At 72.3% G+C, this 22,994-nt stretch carries 20 protein-coding genes; 10 read left to right on the top strand and 10 right to left on the bottom strand.

The annotated features are described in order from the left end of the window. Nucleotides 1–20: 20 nt before the first annotated feature. Together ABZ370_RS08130 and ABZ370_RS08125 are read right to left on the bottom strand one after the other, a co-directional pair. Complete coding sequence (locus tag ABZ370_RS08130; protein ID WP_358618093.1) at nt 21–920, bottom strand: hypothetical protein; 900 nt, start codon at nt 918–920, stop codon at nt 21–23. 53 nt (nt 921–973) lie between these two features. Then, complete coding sequence (locus tag ABZ370_RS08125) at nt 974–1,570, bottom strand: TIGR04222 domain-containing membrane protein (protein WP_358618090.1); 597 nt, start codon at nt 1,568–1,570, stop codon at nt 974–976. Between the two features lie 176 nt (nt 1,571–1,746). On the opposite strand from ABZ370_RS08125, the gene ABZ370_RS08120 reads away from it, so the two are divergent. Continuing rightward, nucleotides 1,747–2,943: an SGNH/GDSL hydrolase family protein gene (locus tag ABZ370_RS08120; RefSeq protein ID WP_358618087.1), complete on the top strand. Its 1,197-nt coding sequence runs from the start codon at nt 1,747–1,749 to the stop codon at nt 2,941–2,943. On the opposite strand, the gene ABZ370_RS08115 is transcribed toward ABZ370_RS08120, so the two are convergent. The 3 genes from ABZ370_RS08115 to ABZ370_RS08105 all read right to left on the bottom strand — a co-directional run bounded on the left by ABZ370_RS08115 (nt 2,924) and on the right by ABZ370_RS08105 (nt 7,247). Beyond that, nucleotides 2,924–5,587 (bottom strand): fibronectin type III domain-containing protein, encoded by a 2,664-nt coding sequence (locus ABZ370_RS08115; protein ID WP_358618085.1) that lies wholly within the window; start codon nt 5,585–5,587, stop codon nt 2,924–2,926. The two genes, ABZ370_RS08120 and ABZ370_RS08115, sit on opposite strands and share 20 nt — an antisense overlap. A gap of 147 nt (nt 5,588–5,734) precedes the next feature. Next, nucleotides 5,735–6,385: a 1,4-alpha-glucan branching protein gene (locus tag ABZ370_RS08110; RefSeq protein ID WP_358618083.1), complete on the bottom strand. Its 651-nt coding sequence runs from the start codon at nt 6,383–6,385 to the stop codon at nt 5,735–5,737. Between the two features lie 79 nt (nt 6,386–6,464). Beyond that, nucleotides 6,465–7,247, bottom strand: coding sequence for a TSUP family transporter (locus ABZ370_RS08105; protein ID WP_358618080.1), 783 nt, complete (start codon nt 7,245–7,247; stop codon nt 6,465–6,467). Between the two features lie 153 nt (nt 7,248–7,400). Between ABZ370_RS08105 and ABZ370_RS08100 the strand changes: the two genes are divergently transcribed. The 8 genes from ABZ370_RS08100 to nirD all read left to right on the top strand — a co-directional run bounded on the left by ABZ370_RS08100 (nt 7,401) and on the right by nirD (nt 16,021). Further along, nucleotides 7,401–8,750: an ATP-binding protein gene (locus ABZ370_RS08100; RefSeq protein WP_358618077.1), complete on the top strand. Its 1,350-nt coding sequence runs from the start codon at nt 7,401–7,403 to the stop codon at nt 8,748–8,750. Then, nucleotides 8,750–9,193 (top strand): roadblock/LC7 domain-containing protein, encoded by a 444-nt coding sequence (locus ABZ370_RS08095; RefSeq protein ID WP_358618075.1) that lies wholly within the window; start codon nt 8,750–8,752, stop codon nt 9,191–9,193. Before ABZ370_RS08100 ends, ABZ370_RS08095 begins: the two co-directional genes overlap by 1 nt. After that, nucleotides 9,190–9,549: a DUF742 domain-containing protein gene (locus ABZ370_RS08090; protein ID WP_358618072.1), complete on the top strand. Its 360-nt coding sequence runs from the start codon at nt 9,190–9,192 to the stop codon at nt 9,547–9,549. Before ABZ370_RS08095 ends, ABZ370_RS08090 begins: the two co-directional genes overlap by 4 nt. 100 nt (nt 9,550–9,649) lie before the next feature. Further along, a complete protein-coding gene (locus ABZ370_RS08085) occupies nt 9,650–10,270 on the top strand; it encodes an ATP/GTP-binding protein (RefSeq protein WP_358618361.1) in 621 nt (206 codons plus the stop codon). Continuing rightward, nucleotides 10,267–11,580, top strand: coding sequence for a cytochrome P450 (locus ABZ370_RS08080; protein ID WP_358618070.1), 1,314 nt, complete (start codon nt 10,267–10,269; stop codon nt 11,578–11,580). Before ABZ370_RS08085 ends, ABZ370_RS08080 begins: the two co-directional genes overlap by 4 nt. Then, on the top strand, nt 11,577–12,890 hold the full coding sequence (locus ABZ370_RS08075; protein WP_358618068.1) for a cytochrome P450: 1,314 nt from the start codon (nt 11,577–11,579) through the stop codon (nt 12,888–12,890). Before ABZ370_RS08080 ends, ABZ370_RS08075 begins: the two co-directional genes overlap by 4 nt. 108 nt (nt 12,891–12,998) lie before the next feature. After that, nucleotides 12,999–15,632 carry a nitrite reductase large subunit NirB gene (nirB, locus tag ABZ370_RS08070; protein WP_358618066.1) on the top strand — a complete coding sequence of 878 codons (2,634 nt, stop codon included), beginning with the start codon at nt 12,999–13,001 and terminating at the stop codon, nt 15,630–15,632. Nucleotides 15,633–15,640: 8 nt separating this feature from the next. Beyond that, nucleotides 15,641–16,021: a nitrite reductase small subunit NirD gene (gene nirD / locus ABZ370_RS08065; RefSeq protein WP_358618063.1), complete on the top strand. Its 381-nt coding sequence runs from the start codon at nt 15,641–15,643 to the stop codon at nt 16,019–16,021. Here nirD and ABZ370_RS08060 read toward each other — a convergent pair. The 5 genes from ABZ370_RS08060 to ABZ370_RS08040 all read right to left on the bottom strand — a co-directional run bounded on the left by ABZ370_RS08060 (nt 16,004) and on the right by ABZ370_RS08040 (nt 21,632). Beyond that, entirely contained in the window at nt 16,004–17,206 is a 1,203-nt protein-coding gene (locus ABZ370_RS08060) for a hypothetical protein (RefSeq protein ID WP_358618061.1), read from the bottom strand. The genes nirD and ABZ370_RS08060 overlap by 18 nt on opposite strands. A 94-nt stretch (nt 17,207–17,300) precedes the next feature. Beyond that, the gene (locus tag ABZ370_RS08055) at nt 17,301–18,476 is read right to left on the bottom strand and encodes a CU044_5270 family protein (RefSeq protein WP_358618059.1); all 1,176 of its coding nucleotides are present in this window, start codon (nt 18,474–18,476) and stop codon (nt 17,301–17,303) included. 1 nt (nt 18,477) lies between these two features. Continuing rightward, nucleotides 18,478–19,014: a sigma-70 family RNA polymerase sigma factor gene (locus ABZ370_RS08050; RefSeq protein WP_358618056.1), complete on the bottom strand. Its 537-nt coding sequence runs from the start codon at nt 19,012–19,014 to the stop codon at nt 18,478–18,480. A 154-nt stretch (nt 19,015–19,168) separates the two neighbouring features. Next, entirely contained in the window at nt 19,169–20,566 is a 1,398-nt protein-coding gene (locus tag ABZ370_RS08045; RefSeq protein ID WP_358618053.1) for an endo-1,4-beta-xylanase, read from the bottom strand. Between the two features lie 13 nt (nt 20,567–20,579). Then, the gene (locus tag ABZ370_RS08040) at nt 20,580–21,632 is read right to left on the bottom strand and encodes an endo-1,4-beta-xylanase (protein WP_358618050.1); all 1,053 of its coding nucleotides are present in this window, start codon (nt 21,630–21,632) and stop codon (nt 20,580–20,582) included. Nucleotides 21,633–21,753: 121 nt separating this feature from the next. Here ABZ370_RS08040 and ABZ370_RS08035 point away from each other — a divergent pair, with 121 nt between their 5' ends. Continuing rightward, nucleotides 21,754–22,797: a LacI family DNA-binding transcriptional regulator gene (locus tag ABZ370_RS08035; RefSeq protein ID WP_358618047.1), complete on the top strand. Its 1,044-nt coding sequence runs from the start codon at nt 21,754–21,756 to the stop codon at nt 22,795–22,797. Nucleotides 22,798–22,994: the final 197 nt, after the last annotated feature.

The raw sequence follows: 22,994 nt of genomic DNA, 5'->3' as shown, positions 1-22,994 counted from the left end.
CGGCTGTGGGCGCGGGCCGGTCAGGCCGCGGGGCGCCGTAGGACGCGGAGCACCTCGGCGTCGCTCGCCGGGCGTGCGGTGCGCAGCATGCGGTGCAGTTCGTCCCGGTCGGCCGGGCCGCCCGGGCCGCGTGCGGTCACCGTGAGCCGCGTTCCGTCGCGGTGCTCCCACAGGACGATCTCGGCGGCCCCGCCGCCGAGGGTGCGGGTCGCCTCGATGATGCCGCCGCCGTCCCGCCCGGCGCCCCGGCTCACCATGAACGCCACGTCGGGCCTGCCGCCGCCCGCCGTGCTCGGGGCGTACGGGACGTAGTGGACGCGGAAGCCGTCGGCCGCCAGATCGCCGTTGCCCTCGTCCACGCGGTACCCGGCGGGCGGGTCGGGCAGCAGCAGCTCCTGCCGGGCCAGTGAGGTACTGGCCATCAGCCCCCGCATCTCCTTCTCCTGCTGGGACTTGTGGGTGACGGCCGTGCCGTACGCGACCACCCCGAGCACGGCCACCCCGGAGATCAGACGGACCGTCACCCCCGCGATGAACAGCGCCGCCACCAGCGCGTACGGCACCCCGCACAGCGCGGCGCGCTGCGCGGGCCCGCCCACGTGGAGCGCGCCGGAGCGCCAGGCTCCGACCCCGGCCGCGAGGCCGACCGTGCCGCCGACGAAGACCGTCACGGCCCAGCCGAGCCGTCCGCCCGGGGTCCGGCACGGCCTCACCACATGGCCCACCGGGGCCACGCCGACCGCGAGCACACCGACCATGGCCGCCGCGCCGATCGCGATCGCGGGCAGCCGGTCGACGTCGATTCCGAGCCCGCGGCCGAAGCCGATGCGGTAGGCGCGCGGCACCACCAGTGCCCCGGCCGCCCACACCAGCCCCAGGTAGAGGGCGAGATGCGTCCATCGTTTCCCCGTGGCCTTCACGTCTCGATCATGTCAGGACGCGTGACTCCAACACCTGAGTACCCCCACCCATTTCAGTCGCCGCCGCCACCTCCCCCGCCGCAGGAGTGACCGCCTCCGGTGTCGTGGCCGTGGTCCGATCCCCAGTCGTCGAGGGCATCGCCCAGCCGGATCAGACGGCGGCCGAGGCCGGGCGCCGGCGGGGTCGCCTCACCGACGTTGCGCCGCAGCGCACCCTGCGGCAGGGCGGCCGGGCCCTCGAAGACGTACGCGGGGAACGCGCCGCTCTGCTCGGCCTCCTCCAGGTGCCGCCAACCCGCGCGGGTGCGCCACAGGCGCCTGCGGGTGAGCAGGCCGGAGGAGACCATGCGGCGCTCGATCTCCTCCACTTCGGGCCCGGTCCGCACGTCACCGAGCAGGGAGAGCGTGTCGCGGGAGCGGCGTCGGCACAGGTCGACGATCGCGCGCTCGAAGGGGTGGGCGTCGGGGTGGTCGACCGCTTCGTCGACGGCACGCACCCGGGAGACGCGAATCCGCACCATGCCGCGCTCGTGCAGCGCGACGAGGGCGACTTCCATCATGCGCTGCGGCCCGCCGGTCAGGTAGGCGACGTCGTAGAGATCCAGCGTCTGCGGTGCGGGATCGGCGGTGCGCCGGAAAATACCCCTCATCGGAATGCCCCCTTCCACCCCAACTGCTTCCTTGTCGTCAGTTTTGTCCGGCAGGCGAGGTCACGAACCGTGATCGCGCCAGTTCAGAGGGAGATTTGAGGTTCGTTACCCCTGAGTCGCTTGCCTAAAAGTATTAGGCATATGGTTAAGCTGTTACGGCTTGAGAAAGGAAAGATATGGCACCCGAGCGACCGACCCGGACCACCCCCGTCACCGCCGAACTCCTGCGCGGCGCGCTCGACCTGGAGCGCACCGAGCACGGGCTGCTGCCGCACCGGCTGCCCGCCCGGGCCCGGGCGCAGTGCGCCGACGGGCAGTTGGCGATGGCGGAGGCCCAGCCCTCCGGTGTGCGGCTGGTGTTCCGTACCCGGGCGACCACGGTCGAACTGGACGCGCTGCGCACCAAGATGGCCTACCGGGGCGCGCCGCCCCGCCCGGACGGGGTGTACGACCTGCTGGTCGACGGCCGCCTGGCCGCGCGGACCGGTGTGACCGGGGGCAACGTCCGGATGGTCGACATGGGCGGCGCCGCCGCGGAGACCGAGCCCGGCCCGGTCGGCACCGTGCGGTTCGCCGGGCTGCCCGACCGCATGAAGGACGTCGAGATCTGGCTGCCGTGGAACGAGATCACCGAGCTGGTCGCCCTGCGCACGGACGCCGCCGTCGAGGCCGTGCCGGACAGGGGCCGCAGGGTGTGGCTGCACCACGGCAGTTCGCTCAGCCACGGCTCCAACGCCGAGAGCCCCAGCACGACCTGGCCCGCGGTGGCCGCCTCACGCGGCGGGGTGGAGCTGATCAACCTCGGCCTGGGCGGCGGCGCCCTGCTCGACCCGTTCACCGCCCGCGCGATGCGGGACACCCCGGCGGATCTGATCAGCGTCAAGATCGGTATCAATCTGGTCAACGCCGATCTGATGCGGCTGCGCGCTTTCACCCCGGCGGTGCACGGCTTCCTCGACACCCTCCGCGAGGGGCACCCCACCGCGCCGCTGCTGGTCGTCTCCCCCCTCTACTGCCCCATCCACGAGGACACCCCCGGCCCGTGTGCCCCGGACCTCTCCCGCCTCAGTGAAGGGAAGCTCCAGTTCCGCGCCACGGGCGACCCCGCCGAGCGCGCCGCGGGGAAGCTGACCCTCAACGTCATACGGGACGAGCTGGTCCGCATCGTGCGGCAGCGGGCGGCCGACGACCCTCAGCTGGGCTACCTCGACGGGCGCGGCCTCTACGGCGAGGCCGATTTCGCCGAGCTGCCGCTGCCCGACCAGCTCCACCCGGACGCCGTCACCCACCGCCGCATCGGCGAGCGGTTCGCCGATGCGGCGTTCGGGAGCGGGGGACCGTTCGGCGCCGGGGCTACGCGGCCGGGGTCGTGACGGACGCGGTGGCCGCCGGACCGGTGCCGGTGGCGGTCACCGCGGCGACCGAGAAGGTGTACGCGGTGGCCGGGCGCAGACCGCCGACAACCCGCAGCATGCCCTTGGCCCTGATCTGGGCCACCAGGACGTCCCGGCCGGTCACCTCGACGGTACGGCCGTCGGAGACGGTGATCCGGTAGCCGATGACGGGGGTGGCTCCGGCCGCCTTGGGCGGTGTCCAGGACACCGTCGCCACCGTGGCCTCGGCGTTCGCCTTCACGCCCGTGGACGCGTCCGGCAGCGCCCCGGCGGTCGGGGCGGGTGTCACGGGGGCCGCGGGCAGCGAACGCTCGCTCGTCCCCGTCCTGTTGTGAGCGGTCACGGTCACCGTGTACGGCGTGCCGTTGGCCAGCCCGTCGACCACCGCGTACGCCGTGCGCTTGAAGCGTGCGGCCGGGACGGTGGTGGACACGGCGCGGGAGCCGTCGGCGGGGGCGGCGGTGACGGTGTACGACGTGACGGGGGCGCCGCCGGTCACGTACGACGGGTTCCACGTCACGTACACCGAGCGGTCGGCCGCGAAGTCGCCCACTCGGGTGGGTGCTTCGGGGACGGAGTCCGCCGCGTATGTACGGCCGAGCAGCCCTCGGTAGCGGGGTTCGAGACCGGCCGCGGCCACGATGTCCGCCGGGGCCTCTCGGGGGTCGGACAGGATGTGGTTGCCGCTGGTCACCACGCCCTTGTCCGCGCCGTCGCGGTCGCCCTGCTCCCAGTAGTTGTCCGCGATGCGCGTCGGATCGTTGTTGCCGAGGTCGTCGCGGTAGTCGGTGTGCTTGCTGAGGACGTTGGCCTGGGCGCCATAGAGGACGTTGCCCTCGACCGTGACGTATGTGCAGCCGTTGTCGGTGTAGACCGACCTGCCCAGACCCCACTGGTCGCGGATGACATTGCCGGTGATCTTCTCGCCGTCGGCGAGCGAACTGCCGGTCAGGCCCTGGGTGTAGACGCCACCGCCGTCGTCGAGCGCCTGTAGGTAGTCGAAGATGAGGTTCTTGGACACCGTGTTGTCGCGGGAGACGTTGGCGGTGGCCGGTTTGGCGATCTTGTCGGGCCAGCCGCCCCAGCCCATGGAGATCGCGGAGTAGCCGACATGGTCGATCTGGTTGTGGGCGATGGTGGTGTTCCGGGTGTAGCCGTTGAGGATGGCGACACCGCCGTGATACTCGCGGGGTAGTGCGTAAAGGTGATTGTTGGTGACCGAGACCCGGCGGGTGAGGTCCGCGTCGGTGCCGGGCTGCGGTGCGTCGACGCCGCCGATCTCCAGGCCGTTGCCGGAGATGTCGGTGAAGACGCTGCCGCGCACGGTCGTGTCCTTGGTACCGGTGCCGAGTTCGAGCCCGGCCGCGCCGAGGTGAGTGAAGGCGTCATCGGAGAACTCGATGTTCCGGCCGTGGCTGATGGACACGTTGCCGGGCATCTTCGTCCAGGAGGCGTACGGGCAGGTGCCGCCCGGGGTGTACCCGCACAGCCCCTGGGTCTTCCAGCCGTCCGCGCCGGTCACCGTGTACCCCGCCTGAACCTCGGAGAAGCCCTCGGAAGTCGAGGGCGTGAGCCAGGTGGCGTAGGAGAACTGGAGGGAGCGGAGCGCGATGTCGTGCAGCGGGGCATCCCCGGTGCCGCGCCCGTCGACCAGCTTCTCCAGCGCCGGGGCCTCGACGGCGGCGGTACGGAGGTTCTCACCGGGGCGCGGGCGGTAGTAGACGGTGCGGCTCGACTGGTCGAGGTACCACTCGCCGGGCTGGTCGAGGACCTCGTACGCGTTCTCGACGTAACCGGGCAGTGCGCCGCCGGTGAGCTTGCCGGGGCCGACCATGTTGATGCTGCGGCCGGGGATGTCGGGGAACTCCACGCGCCGGGTGGAGTTGTCCCAGCACGGCTGCGCCACGGTCACCGTGGTGCCGCGCGCCGAGCCGATCGGGCAGCGCGGCTCGGTCCACGGGCCGAGTCCGTACTGCTGGATGTTCCACAGCGCCTCGCCGCTGGGGTAGACGAACTCGATGTCCGACGGATCGCGCCAGCGGGCGAGGGTGTCGGCGGAGGCGGTGTATCCGGTGGCGGTGGCGGTCAGGGTGACGGGGAGCGGCCCGCGCGCACGCTGGGCGCGTACGCCGTTGACGTACAGCTGCCGGGTGTCGCGGACCCCGGCGGGCGCGGGCGCCGACCACAGCCCGGAGCCGCCCTCGACCGGCCGCCAGCCCCGCACGGCCCGGCCGCCGCTCAGCACGGTGCCGGTGCCGCCCTGCCAGATGACGCGGTGTCCGCCGCGGCCGGAGTCACGGGCGTCGAGGACGAGCGGACGGCTCAGCCGATACGTACCGGGCGCGAGGTGCACGGTGAGGTCGGCGGTCTGGTGCGGGAGGCGCTTCCGCACGAGGTCGCGGGCGCGTTCGGGGGTGCGTACGGGGGCGGCGAGGGTGCCGGGGGCACGGTCGTTGCCGTACGGCGATACGTAGACGTCGGCGGGCTGGGGCCGGACGGCACCGGCCTGGGCGGTGTTCGCGTCGGCGGGGGCGCCGAAGGCGGCGCCCAGGGTGGCGAGGACGGCCGCGACGGCGGCGGCTCTTCGGACCGCCCGGATCGTTAAGCGGAAGTTCTCCGACATGTCCCTCCCTATGGGGAGCTCCTGGAGTGGGCCCACGGAAAGGTAGGATCTATGGCGGGAACGCGTCAATGGGCGGGGCGGAATCCGTGTCTCCCGTACTGATTCATGGGATCTCTCGGCTTCCGCCCCGACGTACCGTCAGGAAGCTCAGGCGTCGCGCAGGACGGCGAACCGGCCACGGGCCTCGCCGCCGTCCGGCAGCCGCCAGCCCGCGCTGACGTGGGCCAGGGCCGCCGCGGCCCGCCCGTCCTCGTCCGGCCGCAGGACGCGCGTCACGTCGAGGGTCAGGGAGCCGATCGCGAGGCGCGTTCCGTCGGGCCCGCTGGTGACGTCCGGCGCGCTGGATGAACCGGTCGGGACGGCTTCCGCCGCCGCCGGGTCCACCGTGACGGAGGGGTCGGGGGCGTCGGACTCGCTCTGCATCTGCGCCTCGGCGCGGCCCTGGAGCAGCGCGAGGAGCTGGGCGACGAGCACCGGGTCATGGGTCCCGTCGTAGATCCACCGCTGCCCGAGCACCCCGTGCTCGGACGTGCCGATCAGCGCCTGCTCTGCCCCGGCGAGCGGGGCGCCGCGGTAGCTCAGCGGTACGTGGTACCAGACCGGCCGCTCACCGGACGCGTCCCCGAGCACCACGAACTCGATCCCCACCTCCCCCGCCGGATCATCGAGCCGGAAGCCCCCGACCCGCGACAGCTCCGGCGCGTGTCCGGCGCCGCGGTACCAGGGCTGGGCGGGGAGCCAGGGGGTGAGGAGTTCGAGCTTGGTGGGGGCCATTGTGGTTTTGTGAATGACAGACATGCCCCCTGAACGCCCTCCCCCGGCGGGCTGTTCCCCCACCGGCGGGGTGAAGCGATGGTTCGGATGAGGGCCCCGAGCTTCAGGCCAGCCACTGGTCGTAGCCGAGCTTGACCACCAGCGAGACCACGACCACCACCAGCACCACACGCACGAAACCGCTGCCGCGCTTGAGCGCCATCCGGGCGCCCACCATGCCGCCCGTCAGGTTGAAACAGGCCAGCAGCGCGGCCAGGCCCCACAGCACCCGGCCCTGGGAGCCGAAGGTCAGCAGCGCGCCCAGGTTGGTGCAGACGTTGACGACCTTCGCGGTGGCCGAGGACGTCACCAGGTCGGTCCCCAGCGTCGCGGCCAGGGCGATGACCAGGAAGGTGCCGGTGCCCGGTCCGATCAGGCCGTCGTAGAAGCCGATGCCCAGCCCGACGCCCAGCACCGCCGTGAGGACGCGGTGGCGGGACAGCGGGCCGGTCATGGCGGGGGCGGCGCCGAAGGCGGGGCGGAGCAGGACGAACGCGAGGACCGCCAGCAGGACGACCATGATCAGGGGGCGCAGGACGGCGCTGTCGATGCCGGAGGCGAGGAAGGCCCCCGCGAGGGAGCCGAGGGCGGCCGCGACGCCGATGCGTACGGCGATCCGGACGTCCACCGGGGCCTTGCGGGTGTACGTGACGGCGGCGCCCGCCGTACCGCAGATGGCGACCGCCTTGTTGGTGCCGAGGATGAACGTGGGCGGGAAGCCCGGCAGCCCGACCAGCAGGGCGGGGAGCAGCAGCAGTCCCCCGCCGCCCACTACGGCGTCGATCCAGCCCGCCGCTCCCGCCGCCAGGCAGAGCAGGAGCAACGTCATCAGCGGTATGTCAGGCATAGCCGGGAGCCTACGAGGCGGGCTCGGCCGGGCCCGGAGGCGGCCGCACCTACCGCAACTCCGGGCCGCTGTGAAGGCGTGATCCGTCACGGGTGAGAGTTTGGCAACTACCTGACCCAACTGATCAGTTGATGAGTAGTATCTGCCCGGTTCATGGCCGTGTCCCGGATGGAGGTGTCAAAGGTGCTGTCGGGGACGGTGGCCGTCATCGTGGCTTTGTCCGTGGTTCTGGTGCTGGTGTTGCTCCTGGGGCTGCTGTGGGTCTCCAGACTGCGCAGAGCCGTCGCCCGGGCCCGGGCGGCGACCGAGCGGGAGCGGGCCGTCGCCGGGCAGGAACGCGCGACCGCCGAGCGGGAGCGGGCGCGCGCCGCCGAGCGCGCCGAGGAGATCACCCGGCTCGCCGCCGTACGGGCGGAGCTGGACGAGGCGGCCCGCCGCGAGCGGATGCTGCGCGACTCCGTCCAGGCGTCCTTCGAGTCCGTGGCCCGGAACATGCACGCCATGTCGACCGTGCAGCAGCAGGTCCTCGACGGCCTGGAGCAGCAGGTGGCCGACGCGCGGCTGATGGCCGAGGTGATGAAGGCCGACCACGCCGCCGCGCAGATGACCCGCAAGGCGCAGACCCTGCTGGTGATGTGCGGGATCTGGCCCGCCCGGCGGGAGACCCGGCCGGTGACGCTCTTCGACTGCGTGCGCGGCGCGCAGTCGCGGATCGTGGAGTTCGGGCGGGTGGAGGTGCACGGCGGGCAGACGCTGTACGCGGTCGCACCGGCCGTCGAGGGGCTGATGCACGCGGTCGCCGAGCTGCTGGAGAACGCGACGGTGTTCTCCCCGTCCCGCACCCAGGTGGCCGTCTCCGTCCGGGAGGTGGCGGCGGGCGCGGTCATCGAGATCGACGACGCGGGGCTCGGAATGCCGCCGGACGTTCTGGAACAGGCCACCGGGCAGCTGCGCGAGGGGCTGGATCTGGCCCAGTTGGGAGCGGTCCCACGGCTGGGGCTCGCCTGTGTGGGGCGCTGGTCGCGGGAGCTGGGGTTCGGCGTCGAGCTGTCGACCGCCTCGGCGTACGGCGGGACCCGGGTCGTGGTCTTCGTACCGCACCGGCTGCTGACCGAGCCGCTGGAGCGCGCCCCGGAGGCGGACGCCGAGCCGGTGGTCATCGAGCCGGTGACCACGGAGCGCGCCGACGGGGACCCGACCACCGCCGGGGACCCGGCCGCCGCCGGGGACGCCCCCGCCCCGGCGGGCGGCGGCCTGCCGCAGCGCCGCAACCGGCGCCGTACGACCCCGCGCACGGCCGCCCCGGGCCCCGGCGGCACCGCGGCGGACACCGACCCGTGGTCGCCCGAAGCCGCCGGGGCCTCCATCGCGAGCGTGGTGTCCGGCACCCGCCGCGGGCGGGCCGAGGCGGCGGAGACCGGGGCCCAGGACCGGGTGCGCGTCCCGGAACACGACCGGGGCCGGGACCGAGAAGATCACGAGGACCGACAAGGAGGCCGGTAGTGGCCGGAACCATATCCAGACTGCCCGACGTTGGATGGATGCTGCGTCCCTTGACCCAGATCGCCGGGGTGCGGCACGCCGTCGTCGTCTCGGAGGACGGTCTGCGCATGGGGCACGGCTCCGCCGAGGGACTGACGGGAGAGGTCGCCGAACTGGGCGTCGCCGAGGCCGAGTCGCTGGCCGCCGCCTGCGCTGCGCTGACGGTGACCAGCCAGTCCACGGTGTCGCTGCTGTTCGGCGAGGAGGCGGGGGTGAGACAGCTGATGATCGAGTCGGACGGCGGGTTCGTGCTGTTCACCTCGGCCGGTCAGGGCGCCTCCCTCGGGGTGGCCACCGGCACGGAGGCGGATGTCGGCCTGGTGGCGCAGCAGATGCAAGTGCTGGTGGCGAGAATCGGCGCCCATCTGAGCAGTCGGCCACGGGAGCAGATCAGCGCGCCATGACCGATCCCGGGGAGGAACGAACCACCGCCGCGGTGCGCCCGTACGTGATCACACGGGGACGCGCGGGTTCCTCACGGGATGCTCTGCCGCTGGAGACGCTGGTGAAGGCCTCCGGAAGCCCACTGCCCCCGGCTCTCCAGCCCGAGTACCGGCGGATCGTCCGCTGCTGTCAGGGGCTGCTGTCGGTGGCGGAGGTCGCCGCCCACCTCGGCCAGCCACCGGCCGTGGTGCAGGTACTGCTCGCCGATCTCATCGACTGGGGGCACATCGTGGCGCGCCCGCCCATCCGGGTGGCCGAGCGCGCCGATATGGACTTGCTGAGGAAGGTGCTCGATGGGCTTGAAAGCAAGCTCTGAGATCTCGATGCCCGACACGGACGGCGCGGACGGCGTGGACGACAACATGGATGACACCCACGGCATGAACGGCACGGACTCCATCGGCTCCATCGACTCCATGGGCTCCATCCAAGACATCGACGACATGGACGACATGGACGACGCGACGGTCATGTACGTGCAGCCCAGCGTGTCCGGCGCGGCGAAGATCCTGGTCGTCGGGCCGATGGGGGTCGGCAAGACCACGCTGATCGGCACGGTCTCGGAGATCAAGCCGCTGTCCACCGAGGCGACCATGAGCCAGGCGGGCGCCCGGGTCGACATGCCCGTGCGGCCGACGAAGTCCACCACCACCGTCGCGCTGGACTTCGGACGGATCACGCTGGGCGGCGAGTTGGTCCTGTACCTCTTCGGTACCCCCGGACAGCAGCGTTTCCTCCCCGCCTGGAAGGACCTGGCGCGCGGCGCCCTGGGCGCGCTCGCGCTGGTCGACACCCGCGATCTGGAGGCGTCCTTCGACGCCATCGGCCATCTGGAGGACCTGGACGTCCCGTTCTCGGTGGCCGTCAACTACTTCCCGGACAGCGTGCTGCACAGCGAGGACGATCTGCGCTCGGCGCTCGATCTGCTCCCCCACACCCCGCTGGTCATCTGTGACGCGCGCGAGCACGCGTCGTCGGTCAAGGCGCTGATCTCGCTGGTGAGCCATCTCATCGAGAGCGTCACGGAGGCGACATGACGGCGGCGTGGGCAACGGGCGCAGCGGGCACGACGGGCGCAGCTGGCGCGGCGGACACGGCGACGCGGCGGGTGCCGCTGCATGGGGCGGCGCTGGACGGGCCGCTGACCGAGCTGTACGAGCGGATGCGCCGCGACCACGGCAATGTGGTGCCGGTCGAGATCGCGCCCGGGGTCGAGGCGTGGCTCGTCATCGGCCACCGCGAGCTGCTCCATCTCACCCGCGACGAGCAGTACTTCTCGCACGATCCCCGCCGCTGGACGCCGCTGCGCGACGGCCGGGTGCCCGCCGATTCGCCGCTGATGCCGCTGGTGGGCTGGCGGCCCGCGCTGCTGTTCGCGGACGGCACGCAGCACCGCCGGATGCGCTCGGCGGTGGCCGACGCGCTGGCCCGGGTGAACGGGCACGAGCTGATCCGCACCGTGCGGGCCACCGCGGAGCGGCTGGTCGCCGGGTTCGCCGATCAGCACCGGGCCGATCTGGTGGCGCAGTACGCGCGCGTCCTGCCGCTCCAGGTGGTCACCGAGCTGCTGGGGCTGGACGAGGAGAGCGGGCCGCGGCTGGTGGAGACGCTCACCACGATCGTCGCCCCGACGGTGGCCGCCACCGGCGCCAACAAGCGGATGGGCCGCATCCTGCTGGACCTGATCGCCTGGAAGAAGCAGCGGCCGGGCGCGGACCTCACCTCCTGGCTGCTGGAGCACCCGGTCGGGCTGAGCGACGAGGAGGTGCTGCACAACCTGGTGTGCATCATCGTCGCGGGGAACAACACCACCGTGAACTGGATCGCCTCCACCACCCAGATCCTGCTCACCGATCCCGCGTTCCGCTCCTCGCTGGCCCGCGGCCATCTCACCGTGGACGACGCGCTCGACCTGGTGCTGTGGCGCCAGCCGCCCACCCAGAACTTCCCCGGCCGCTACGCCACCCGGGATCTGCGCCTCGGCGGCCAGGACATCCGCGCCGGGGACATGCTGATCCTCGGTCTTGCCGGGGCGAACGCCGATCCGGAGGTGCTGCCCGAGGACGGCCGGCCGGTGGTCGGCAACCGCTCGCACCTCGCGTTCGGCGCGGGCCCGCACACCTGCCCGGCGCGCGATCCGGCCCGGCTGATCACCCGTACCGCCGTGGACACGCTCCGCCACCGGCTGCCCGATCTGGAGATCGCGGTGCCGGAGGAGGAGCTTCCGTGGGTCACCTCGCCCTGGTCCAAGGGGCTGGCCAAGCTGCCCGTGCGGTTCTCCGCGCCGCAGCTCGCCGCCGACGCCCCGCCCGCCGCGCCCGACTCGCCTCCAGGAGACCGCAGATGACCGACGGCCGCTGCCCCGTACCGCACGACGGCCCCGCGCCGCATGACGGGCCCGTACCGGACGAGGGGCCCGCGCCGCATGACGGGCCCGCGCCGCACGACAGCGCGCCGCACCGGCTGGAGCCCGACGACCAGCACGCGGTCAACGCGGGGTTACGCGCACGCGGGGCCTCGGTCCCGGTCCTGCTGCCCGGTGGCGTACCGGCGTACGCCGTCACGCGGCACGAGGAGCTGAAGGGCTTCCTCGCCCACCCCGACGTGGCCAAGAACGCCTGCCACTTCGCCGCCCTGCAAAGCGGCGAGATCCCGCCCGGCTGGCCGCTGCTGACGTTCGCCACCGTGCAGGGCATGACCACCGCCGACGGCGCGGACCACAAGCGGCTGCGGTCGCTGGTCACCCGGGCGTTCACCCCGCGCCGGATGGAGGCGCTGCGCCCGGCCGTCGAGGAGCTGACCGCCGCACTGCTGGACCGGCTGGCCGAGGCCGCCGCCGCGGACCCGGACGGGGTGGCCGATCTGCGCCGTCACTTCGCGCTGCCGCTGCCGATGAGCGTGATCTCCCGGCTGCTGGGCGTCGACGAGGAGTACCAGGACCGGCTGCACGAGCTGTCCAACGAGATCGTCTCCACCCGCACCGCCCCCGAGCGGGTCCCGGAGGCCAACCGCGAGATGGTGGCGATTCTCGGCCAGGTGGCCGCGGCCCGGGCCAAGGACCCCGGGGACGATCTGACCAGCGCGCTGATAGCGACGCGCGCGGAGGACGGCGACCGGCTCAGCGAGGGCGAGCTGATCGGCACCCTGCTGCTGATGATCATCGCGGGCCACGAGACCACCCTCAACCTGATCACCAACGCCGTACGGGCGCTCTGCAACCACCGCGATCAGCTGGAGCTGGTCCGCTCCGGGGCCGCGACCTGGGACGACGTGGTCGAGGAGACGCTGCGGTACGACAGCCCGGTGAGCTACTTCCCGTTCCGCTACCCCACCAGGGACCTCCCCGTCGGCGACGCCGTGATCCCCAGGGGCGCGCCCGTGCTCGTCTCGTACACCTCCGCCGGGCGCGACGAGCGGGAGTACGGACCGGACGCGGACCGCTTCGTCGTGACCCGGGCGGCGCGCCATCTCTCCTTCGGCCACGGCGCCCACTTCTGCCTCGGTGCCCCGCTGGCCCGGATGGAGGCCGTGGTCGCGCTGAGAGGGCTCTTCACCCGCTTCCCCGAGCTGGATCTCGCGATTCCGGACGATCGTCTGGTCCCCCACCCCAGCTTCGTCGGCAACAGCCCGCGGAAGTTGCCGCTCATGCTCTTCTAGAGATGCTCAAGGGCTCACAGCCACCGGTGCGGCGCGCTGAGGGCAGCGTTGCGTCCGGGAAACGGTGGTGATGCGGTCGGGAAACAGCGCTCCCGCACGCTTCCTGGCATGACGAAGAGCGCACCGAAGACCGAGACCGCCCCCACGATCGTGCTCGTCGGGCACGGCATGGTCGGCCAGCGCTTCCTGGAGGCCCTGGCCGACCGGGGCGTGACGACACGCGCCCGGGTCGTGGTGCTGTGCGAGGAGCCCCGGCCCGCGTACGACCGGGTGCAGCTGACCTCGTACTTCTCCGGCCGGACCGCGGACGATCTGTCCATGGTCGAGGACGGCTTCATGGAGCGACACGGCATCGAGCTGCACCTCGGCGACCCCGCCGAAAGCGTCGACCGGGCGGCGCGCACGGTCACCGCGCGCTCCGGGCTCACCGTCCCGTACGACACGCTCGTGCTGGCCACCGGCTCGTACCCGTTCGTCCCGCCGGTGCCCGGCAAGGACAGCGAGGGCTGCTTCGTCTACCGCACGGTCGACGATCTGCTGGCGATCGAGGAGTACGCCAAGGACCGGGCGACCGGCACCGTGGTCGGCGGCGGGCTGCTCGGCCTGGAGGCGGCGGGCGCGCTGAAGGGGCTCGGGCTGACCACGCACATCGTCGAGTTCAACGCGCGGCTGATGGCGCTCCAGGTGGACGACGGCGGCGGCGCCGCGCTGCGCCGCACCGTCGAGGACATGGGGCTGGTCGTGCACACCGGCGTCGGCGGCAAGGAGATCACCGCCGACTCGAACGGCGCGGTGACCGCCATGGCGCTCTCGGACGGCTCGTCCATCGACACCGACCTGGTGATCTTCTCGGCCGGGGTGCGCCCCCGCGACCAGCTCGCCCGGGACTGCGGCCTGGCCGTCGGCGAACGCGGCGGGATCGCGGTCGACGAGCGGTGCCGCACCAGCGATCCGGCGGTGTACGCGATCGGCGAATGCGCGCTGGCCGCCGACGGGAAGGTGTACGGGCTGGTCGCGCCCGGGTACGAGATGGCGCAGACCGTCGCCGACGACCTCGCCACGGAGAGCGCCGAGGCGAGCTGCGAGGGCTTCACCGGCGCCGACACCTCCACCAAGCTCAAGCTGCTCGGCGTGGACGTGGCGTCCTTCGGCGATGCCCACGGCACCGCCGACGGCGCTCTCGATGTCGTCTACTCCGACTCCCGCGCGGGCGTCTACAAGAAGCTGGTGGTCGGCGCGGGCGGCGAACTGCTCGGCGGGGTGCTGGTCGGCGACGCCGACGCGTACGGCATGCTGCGGCCGCTGACCGGTTCCGTGCCGCCCGTCGCGCCCGAGCAGCTGGTACTCCCGGCCGGGCTCGGGGCGCCCGCCGCGCTCGGCCCGTCCGCGCTGCCCGACGAGGCGGTCATCTGCAGCTGCCACAACGTCACCAAGGGCTCGATCCGCTCGGCGGTCACCGATCACGAGTGCGTCACCGTGCCCGAGGTGAAGAAGTGCACCAAGGCGGGCACCGGCTGCGGAAGCTGCGTCAAGACGCTCACCACGCTCGTGAACGACGAGCTGGAGGCGGGCGGGATCAGCGTCGACAAGGGGCTGTGCGGCTGCTTCGGCTACACCCGCGCCGAGCTGTACGAGATCGTCCGCACCCTGCGCATCACCACCTACGCGCAGCTGCTGGAGGGCCACGGCCGCGACGAGGCGCGCGGCGGCGACGGCTGCGAGGTGTGCAAGCCGGCCGTCGGCTCGATCATCGCCTCGCTCGCCCCGACGCTGGGCGCCAGCGGCTACGTCCTGGACGGCGAACAGGCCGCCCTCCAGGACACCAACGACCACTTCCTGGCCAACCTCCAGCGCAACGGGTCGTATTCGATCGTGCCGCGCATCCCCGGCGGTGAGATCACCCCCGAGAAGCTGATCGTGATCGGCGAGATCGCCCGCGACTTCGGCCTCTACACGAAGATCACCGGCGGTCAGCGCATCGACCTCTTCGGCGCCCGGGTGGACCAGCTCCCGGTGATCTGGTCCAAGCTGGTGGACGCCGGGTTCGAGTCGGGGCACGCCTACGGCAAGGCGCTGCGCACCGTGAAGTCCTGCGTGGGCCAGACCTGGTGCCGCTACGGCGTCCAGGACTCGGTGCGCATGGCCATCGACCTGGAGCTGCGCTACCGGGGTCTGCGCTCCCCGCACAAGCTGAAGTCGGCCGTCTCCGGCTGCGCCCGCGAATGCGCCGAGGCGCGCGGCAAGGACTTCGGCATCATCGCCACGTCCAACGGCTGGAATCTGTACGTCGGCGGCAACGGCGGCGCCGAGCCGCGCCACGCCGATCTGCTCGCCCAGGACCTGGACGACGAGGGGCTGATCCGGCTCATCGACCGCTTCCTGATGTTCTACATCCGCACCGCGGACCGGCTGGAGCGCACCTCGGCCTGGCTGGAGCGGATCGAGGGCGGCCTGGACCACGTACGGGACGTGGTCGTCCACGACTCGCTGGGGCTGTGCGCCGAACTGGAGGCGCTGATGGCCGACCATGTCGCGGGCTACCGCGACGAATGGGCCGAGACCATCAACGACCCCGAGCGGCTGCGGCGGTTCGTCTCCTTCGTCAACGCGCCCGAATCGCCCGACCCGACGGTCGCCTTCGTCCCCGAGCGCGACCAGGTCAAGCCGGATCTGACGCTGCTGTCCGGCCCCACCATCCCCGTCCGTACCGCCCGCACTCTCGAAGGGACCTCCGTCCGATGACTATGCCGATGACGACGACCATGGCACCCGAGCGGCTCGACCTCCGCGTGGAACTCCTCGTCGACCAGCGGTGGTTCGCGGTCTGCGACCTCACCGACCTCCTCCCGGGCCGCGGCGTGGCCGCCCTGCTGCCCGACGGCACCCAGGTGGCGATCTTCCTGGACCGCGCGGGCCGCCCGTACGCGATCGGCAACCGTGATCCGTTCACCGGCGCGTACGTCCTCTCCCGGGGGCTGCTGGGCTCGGCGGACGGGCGGCCGTTCGTGGCCTCGCCGCTGCTCAAGCAGCGCTTCGACCTGGAGACCGGGCAGTGCCTGGACGATGAGACGGTCACCGTCCAGGCCTACGCCACGCGAACCGCCGACGAGGTGTCAGCGCAGGTCGCGTGAGACGAGCATCCCGCACTGGACGGGATCGCTCGCGCAGCCGGCCAGCCCCGCGGCGAACACGCCCTTCGTCCCGGGGACACCGGCCATGCCGGTCACCGAGGACATCTCGCTGTGTTCGGTGACGTCGGCGGGCAGTTCCTCGGTGGCCCACTCCGTACCGGTCCAGCGGGACAGCACGGAGTGGGGGTTGCCCGCGCTCCAGCCGCCGATCCACAGCCGCCCGGCGCCGTCCGCGCTCGCGGCGTTGATCTGGCCGAGGGGCGGCGCGGGGAGCCGCTGCCAGCGGCTGCCGGTCCAGCGGACGGCCATGGTGGCCTCGGGCGTGTCCTCGTTGGTGCTGCCCACCACGGAGACCGCGTTACGGCCGGTGGCCACGGGGAGCCCGGCCGTCCAGCCGGTCGGGGACGCGGCGGGGGTGGGCACCTCGCGGACCGTCCAGCCGCCGCCGTCCCAGTGGTAGAGCAGCGGCTTCGCCACCTCGCCGGTGAGGGTGTCGGCGGTGACCCAGACGTCGTCCGGGCCGGTGCCGGTGATGCCCGAGGGACGTACGTTTCCGCCGCCGGGTGCGGCGGGGAGGGACACCCGCTGCCACCGGGAGCCGGTCCAGCGCTCCAGGTAGGAGACGTCGGCGCCGCTCTCCGGATTCCAGTCGAAGCCGGTCAGCCAGGCGGACTTCGGGCCGAACGCGGCGATGTCGAGGACGAAGCTCAGCGATCCCTCGGGGGCGGCGGCGTGGTCGACCCCCCGCCACTTCTCGCCGTCCCAGTGCTGGAGCACCACCGAGGTGTTGTCGTCCAGCGTGCCCGCGGCCCAGGCGTCGTCGGGCGCCGCGGCGGCGGCCTCCGCCAGCCGGGCGGGCTTGCCGCCGGTGGCGGCGGCGGGCACGTCCTGCCATGTGGTGCCGTTCCAGTGCCTGATCAGCGGGGTGGACCCGGCGGCGCCGTCCGTGGTCCTGCCCACCACCCACGTGTCCTCGGCGCCGGTCGAGGCGACGTCCCAGAACTCGCGGGAGGCGGTTTCGCTCATCGGCGTCCGCAGCTTCCACGGGGTGGCGGCGGCGCCCGGCGTGGCATTCGCCGGGGTGCCGAGGGTGCCGACGGTGCTGAGCGCGACCGCGCACACCGCGACCGCCGTGCGCGGCCATCTCCGTCGCCGCGCTCCGGGACGCCCTGCGTTTCCGGCCATGATGCTCCTTCTGCCTGTGTGGTGTTCTCAGAAGGAAATGGCCGCTGACCGGGGATTCTTACCGGGGATTTTTACCGGGCGTTCCGATCGGATTTCAGGGCGTCTTCAGCTGCCGGTCCGTCCACTTGGCCGTGACGGTGGCGTTGTAGTTGACCACCGTGCCCGCCGTCAGCCCCGCCTCGGCGGCCTTCGCGTTCGGCCGGGTCAGCGTCTCCTGGTCGGCCAGCAGGGCCCCGGTCGCCGGGTCCACGATCAGCTCCGAGCGCCCCGTCCCGTAGTCGGGCCGGTCGGTCGCGGGGAGCGCGAAGCCGATCCCCTTGCGGCCCAGCGGGTCGGTCACCTCGCCGAGCGACCGGACTCCCGGCAGTTCCGCGATGACCCGGTACGCGGCGGCCCGCACCGCGGGCTTCACCGGCAGCCGGATCAGCCCGGCCGCCTGCTGCCACATCCACTCGGTGCGGCCCTTGATCTCGCTCCCCCGGTCCTCCTCGTACAGCTCCGACAGCTTCGCCTTCAGCTGGGCGCTGTCGCCGGGGAGTTCGCGCAGGTCCGCGTAGGTCACGTTGCGCGCGCCCAGGGAGGCGATCCGGTCGCCCAGGTTGGTGCGGGTCACCGTCGGCGGCTTCTTCTTCCCGGACCCGGTGTCCATCCGCAGGCCGAGCTTGCCGCCCTTGGCGGCGAGCGTCACGTCCTTCGGCATCCCGGCGGCCCGCCAGCGCGACGTGTCGCGTTCGGTGCGGGGTACGACGCGGTCGTCGAGCCCCGAGATCCACAGGCTCTCCGTACCGGGCCGTACACCGACGGACTGCTGGTCCATCCCGGAGGTGACGACGGCGAAGGCCGTTCCGGACGAGGCGACGACGCCGGTCCAGGCCGAGCGTGTGGTCGTCTGCCAGTACGTGCCCTCGTCCGTGGCGCGATCCGCCCGGGCGGCCACGTTCAGCAGCGCGAGACGGCCGTTCTCGGGGGTGTGCCGGGGGGAGTCGTCCGTGGCGGGATGGGCGCCGGCGCGGGCGCCGCCGGAACCCTGGGGGCCCTCGGGCAGGGCCACCACCGCCCCGACCGCGGCCGCCGCCACCGCGACGGGCAGCGCCCAGCGCCAGGTGAACAGCCGGGCGGACCAGCGGGGTTCGGGCGCCTCCGGTGTACTGGCGAGAATGGTGATCAGGTCGTGCCGCGCGCGCGCGGAACCGGCCAGTTGGTCAGGGTCCAGCTCCGGGGGCCGCGCGTTCGCCAGCCTCTTCATGACGTCGGGACGTGTGCGTGCCATGTCAGTGCTCCTTCGCTGTCACGGTCGGGTGGGCGTCGCGAGAGAGCCCGACCGCGTCCACGGCCCGCTCCAGCCGCCGCCGGGCCCGGTGCAGCCGGACCGAGAAGGTGGCGGTGGTGCAGCCGAGGACGCGCGCGGCCTGACGGGGGCCGAGCCCCTGCCAGGCGACCAGCGTCAGCAGCTCGCGGTCGGCGGCGGACAGCCCGGCGAGGGCCTGGAGCGCCGCCGCGCGGTCGGTCACATCGGCGGCCACGTCGTGGACCCGGGCGCCCGAGGTGATCAGGCGCTGTGCCTCCTCCGCGGCCAGGGCGTACTGCCTGCCGTCGCGGCGCCGCAGCTCACGGGTCAGGTTGCGGGCCACGCCGAGCAGCCATGGCAGCGGCGGCGCGGGAACGTCCCGCATCCGGCGCCAGGCGACGGTGAAGGTCTCACTGGTGATGTCCTCACCGACCTGCCGTCCCACCAGGCTGGAAACATAGGCCAGCACACGGGGGTGGCACTCCTCGTACAGGTCCCGGAAGCGTTGGGCGTCGGTCACGCCGTCTCCTCATCTTGGCTCTCTCACCTGGAAATGGCCGGGAGCCGCGACTTCTTACAGCGCTTCTCACATCGGAGGAGAGGAGTTTCGCGGCGACGGGGTGCCGGTGCCTGGACGGCGAGGGCGCCCACCGTCCAGGCGTACGCGAGGGTCCTCAGCCGGTCGTGCAGGCCGTGCCGTTGAGGGTGAACGCGGCGGGCGCGGCGTTGGCGCCGGACCAGGTGCCGTTGAAGCCGAACGACACCGAGCCACCGGCCCCGATGGTGGCGTTGTACGAGGCGTTCGAGGCCGTCACCCCGGCGCCGGACTGGGCGACGGTGGCGTTCCAGGCGGACGTCACCCGCTGGCCGGAGGGGTAGGTCCAGGCCACCTGCCAGCCGTTGACCGGGCTCGATCCGGTGTTCTTGACGGTGACGTTCGCGGTGAAGCCGGTGTTCCACTGGCTGGTGACGGTGTAGCCGACCGTGCAGCCGGTGGGACCGGGATCGCCACCGCCGCCACCGCCGTCGCCGGTCCAGCCGAGGGATTCGGCGATGCCGTAGTAGGCCGGTTTGGGCCGGTAGCCCTCGTCGTACGGGGTGGAGGCGCCCTGGCCGTCGAAGACGTCCGGAATCCAGGAGTCGGAGTCGGTGAAGCCCCAGACGGTGACGCCCTCGCAGCGGGCGACGGCCACGCAGGCGTCGGTGACCGCCCGGTAGTCGGCCTTCTGCTGGGCCAGTTTGGCGTCGGTGGCCGGGAGCGTCATCCGGATGTCCAGTTCGGTGACGGCCACGTCGACGCCGAGGTCGGCGAAGCGCTGCAGGTTGGCCTTCATCGTGGACGGCACCTGGCCGAGGATGAGATGGCCCTGGAAGCCGACGCCGTCGATCGGCACGCCCTGCGCCTTCAGCGACTTGACCAGGTTGTACATCCCGTCGCTCTTCGCGCCGAGGCCGTCGGTGTTGTAGTCGTTGAGGTACAGCTTCGCGTCCGGGTCGGCGGCGCGGGCGGCGCGCAGCGCGTCCGCGATGTACGACTGGCCGAGCTTGGTGTACCAGAGCGACTGGCGGAAGGTGCCGTCCTCGTTGAACGGCTCGTTGACCACGTCCCAGTGGTTGATCCTGCCCTTGTAGCGGCCGACCTCGGTGGTGATGTGGTCGGTCATGAGGGTGCGCAGCTGATCGGCGGTCCAGGAGCCGTTGGTGAGCCAGCCCGGCAGCTGGCTGTGCCAGACCAGGGTGTGGCCGCGTACCCGCATGTCGTGCGCCTCGGCGAAGCCGACGACCGCGTCCGCGCCGGACCAGTTGTAGCTGCCGCGGCTCGGCTCGACGGACTCCCACTTCATCTCGTTGCCGGGGGTGATGGAGTTGAACTGGGAGCCCGCGATGTCGGCGTAGGTGCCGGTCAGCTTGGACGCGGTGACGGCGGTGCCGTAGTACTTGCCCTTGGCCTGGGCGAGGTCGCGCAGGACGGGGTCGGCGGCGTTGCTGGGGGTGGCGAGGCCCAGCAGCAGGGCGCCCGCGGTGGCGAGGCCGAGTGCGGCTCTTCGGAATACGTGCGGGTGAAATCTCATGGCCCTGTCCCTTCTACGATCCGGCGAGTCCGTCGCGGAAGGCGCTGTAGGCGGGCTTGGGCTGGTAGTTGGTGTCGTACAGGTTGGCCGCGCCCTGGCCGGGGAAGGTGCCCGGCACCCAGGAGTCCCGGTCGCCGAAGCCCCATACGGTGATGCCGGTGCAGCGGGCGATCGCCAGACAGGTCCGCGCCACCGTCTTGTAGTCGTTCGCCTGCTGCTGGAGCTTGGTGGCGTCAGCCGGGGTGGCCATCCGGATGTCCAGCTCGCTGATCACGACCTCCACGCCGAGGTCGGCGAAGCGCTGCAGGTTGGCCTTCATCGTCGACGGGACCTGGCCCGCGATCAGATGGCTCTGGAAGCCGACGCCGTCGATGGGTACGCCCTGCGCCTTCAGCGACTTGACCAGGTTGTACAGGCCGTCGCTCTTCGCGTTCGTGCCCTCGGTGTTGTAGTCGTTGATGAAGAGCTTGGCGCTCGGGTCGGCGGCGCGGGCGGCCCGGAAGGCGTCGGCGATGTACGACTGGCCGAGCTGGCTGTAGAACTTGGACGCGCGGAGGGTGCCGTTCTCGTTGAACGCCTCGTTGACCACGTCCCAGCGCTGGACCTTGCCCTTGTAGCGGGCGACCTGGGTGGTGACGTGGCTGGTCATGATGGTGCGCAGCTCGGTGTTGGAGAACGAGCCGTTCGCCAGCCAGTTCGGCATCTGGCTGTGCCAGACCAGGGTGTGCCCGTACACCTTCTGACCGTTCGCCTGGGCGAACGAGACGAGGCGGTCGGCGGCGGCCCAGTTGAACTGGCCGCGGTTCGGCTCGACCGAGCCCCACTTCATGGCGTTCTCGGCGGTGACGCTGGAGAACTCGCTCTTGGCGATGTTCGCGTAGGTGGCGTCGCCGAGCCGTCCGTCGTTGACGGCGGTGCCGACGAAGCGGCCGGTGCGGTTGGCGACCTCGCGCAGGGTGGGGTTGGCGGCCGCCGCCGGGGATGGGGCGGCGAGGGTGGCGGCGAGCGCCGCCGCCGAGGCCACCAACGCGGCGCCGCGGGCGCTACGTAAGCTCAGAAGCTTCATGGGAGTGTCCCTCTCTTCTCTTCACGTCTGATCCGGTTTTCCGGAAGACTTCTGCAAGGTTCCGAGGGTGCGACCGGAAAGCTAGAGGCGGGCCTGACGCCCGTCAACGGAGGAGGCGGAAATGGCTACGGAGAGCGCGGGCCCCGACGGCGGCACCAGGCCCAAGGTGACGATCACCGCCATCGCCCAGGAGGCCGGGGTGTCCGTGCCCACGGTCTCGCGGGTCGTCAACGGACGGTCGGACGTCTCCCCCTCGACCCGGGCCCGGGTCGAGGACCTGCTACGCCTCCATGGCTACCGCCGCCGCCAGACCGCCCCCGGCGACCGTGCCGCCCTCCTCGACCTGGTCTTCAACGACCTCGACAGCCCCTGGGCCGTGGAGATCATCCGCGGGGTGGAGGAGATCGCGCACCAGGACGGGGTCGGTACGGTCGTCTCCGCCATCCACGGGCGGGCGGGCTCGGCCCGGCAGTGGATGAAGAACCTGCGGGCCCGCGCCTCGGACGGAGTGATCCTGGTGACGTCCGTCCTGGAGCCGGTGGTCCACGCCGAGCTGCGGCGGCTGAACGTCCCCATCGTGGTGGTCGACCCGGCGGGTTCCCCCGCCCTCGACGCCCCCACGGTCGGGGCCACCAACTGGGCGGGCGGCATGGCCGCCACCGAACACCTGCTGAGCCTGGGCCACCGCCGGATCGGTCTCATCGCAGGGCCGCCCCGGCTGCTGTGCAGCCGGGCGCGGCTGGACGGACACCGAGCGGCCCTGGAGGCGGCGGGTGTTCCGTTCGATCAAGCTCTCGTCGCACAGGGGGACTTCTACCACGAATCCGGTTTCCACGGCTGCGACCAGCTCATGACCTCCCCCACCCCGCCGACCGCCGTCTTCGCCGCCAGCGACCAGATGGCGCTGGGCGCCATCGAGGCCCTGCGGCGGCGGGGGCTGCGGGTGCCGGAGGATGTGAGCGTGGTCGGCTTCGACGACCTCCCCGAGGTCCGCTGGTCGGCTCCGCCGCTGACGACGGTGCGTCAGCCTCTGGCGGACATGGGCAAGCTGGCGGCCCGCACGGTGTTGCGGCAGGCGCGCGGCGAGGAAATCGACTCGCCCCGCGTGGAGCTGGCGACCCAGCTGATGGTCCGCGCCAGCACCGCTCCCCCGACCAAGGCCTGATCCCCACCCACCCGGGGCTCCGCCCCCGGACCTCGTTCCGGTGCTCCGCCCGGGTTCCGGTTCCGGACGCCCTTCGGGCGTGTCCTCACTCGCCGGACGGGCTGGACTTTCCAGCCCGTCCGGCGATTGAGGACCGGGGTCCGGGGCGGAGCCCCGGGTTCGGGAAGGGGCGGGGTGGGGGACAAAACCCCTCCCGA

Source organism: Streptomyces sp. NPDC005962 (assembly GCF_040629205.1).
In the GTDB taxonomy this organism is placed as follows: Bacteria; Actinomycetota; Actinomycetes; order Streptomycetales; family Streptomycetaceae; genus Streptomyces.
This window is presented reverse-complemented; position numbering and strand designations above follow the sequence as displayed.